Annotated in this window: 1 protein-coding gene; it reads left to right on the forward strand. The window is 72.6% G+C overall.

Features of this window, described 5'->3' with window-relative positions:
- Positions 1–83: 83 nt before the first annotated feature.
- Complete coding sequence (argJ, locus tag BWR60_RS36010; RefSeq protein ID WP_088158157.1) at positions 84–1,313, forward strand: bifunctional glutamate N-acetyltransferase/amino-acid acetyltransferase ArgJ; 1,230 nt, start codon at positions 84–86, stop codon at positions 1,311–1,313.
- The last annotated feature ends 285 nt before the right edge of the window (positions 1,314–1,598 follow it).

Consider the following 1,598-nt stretch of genomic DNA (forward strand, 5'->3'; position numbering starts at 1 on the left):
GGCGGCTGCCCGCCGCGCCGGCCGGCGAGCAGCCGCCCGCCGCTCCGAAGAAGTAAGCGGCGGAAGAGACGGGGGAGGGGACCATGGCCGGAGCATTGCCGCGTTCGCCGCTCGCGCCCGAGCGGCTGCCGGACCTCGCGCCGATCGCCGGCGTGCGGCTGGCCGCCGCCGCCTGCGGGCTGAAGAAGACGGGGGCGCCGGATGTGCTGTTCGTCGCCCTCGACCCCGGCACCAGCGCGGCGGGCGTCTACACCCGCTCGCGCTGCCCCTCCGCCCCGGTCGACTGGTGCCGCCGGGCGCTGCCGAAGGGCTCGGCCCGGGCCGTCGTCGTCAATGCCGGCAACGCCAACGCCTTCACCGGCCAGGCCGGGGTGAAGACGGTGGCGGCCACGGTGGTGGCGGCGGCGAAGCAGGTCGGCTGCGACTGGGAGGAGGTGTTCGTCGCCTCCACCGGCGTCATCGGCCAGCCGCTGCCGGAGGACCGCGTCGCCCGCCATTTGCCGGACCTCGCCAAGGCGCTGGGTGAGGACTGGGCGGCGGCGGCGGAGGCGATCCGCACCACCGACACCTTCGCCAAGGGCGCCACCCGCACCGCCACCATCGGCGGCACCACAATCACGATCACCGGCATCGCCAAGGGCTCGGGCATGATCGCGCCGGACATGGCGACGATGCTGTCCTTCGTCTTCACCGACGCCGCCATTCCGGCTCCGCTGCTGCAGAAGGCGCTGGCGGCGGCGGTCGACCAGTCGTTCAACGCCATCACGGTCGACGGCGACACCTCGACCAGCGACACGCTGATGCTGTTCGCCACCGGCAGGGCCGGCAATCCGGCGCCGGCCGGCGCGGCCGACCTGGCCGATTTCCAGCGCGCGCTGGACGACCTGACCGCCGATTTGGCCCGCCAGGTGGCGTGCGACGGCGAGGGCGCGCAGAAGCTGATCACCATCGCCGTGACGGGCGCGATCTCCGACCGCTCGGCCCGGCGCATCGGCCTGGCCATCGCCAATTCGCCGCTCTTGAAGACCGCGGTGGCGGGCGAGGACGCCAACTGGGGCCGCATCGTCATGGCGGTCGGCAAGTCGGGCGAGCCGGCGGACCGCGACAGGCTCGGCATCGCCATCGGCGGCGTCCAGGTGGCGCGCGATGGCATGGTGGTCGACGGCTATGACGAGGCGCCGGTGGCGGCGCACATGAAGACCCGGTCGATCGACATCGCGGTCGATATCGGCATCGGCCGCGGCCAGGCCACGGTCTGGACCTGCGACCTCACGCATGGCTATATCTCGATCAATGCGGATTACAGAAGCTAGCCCGGACTGAAGCAGGGCTGGCGCGGACGAACCGAGGTCGGCCAGTGCATTGCGGCAAGGGCAGGATATCCAGCGTCTTCACGTCGCCTCTCCCGCTCAGGGGCGGCCGCGTCGATGCCCTTCACCCGCCCGCCCGTCACGCACGTCTCTCCTCCGAGTCCCCCCTCCCCTCGCGGGAGGGGGATAGGGGGAGGGGGTTCTCCCGACCCGAGCCGGCCCCAGCGTGGACATCAGCGTTTCACGGCCTCCTTTCCAGTCCCCCCTCCCCTTGCGGGAGGGGGGCAG

Origin of the sequence: Inquilinus limosus (genome assembly GCF_002195995.1) — a bacterium.
GTDB lineage: Bacteria > Pseudomonadota > Alphaproteobacteria > DSM-16000 > Inquilinaceae > Inquilinus > Inquilinus limosus_C.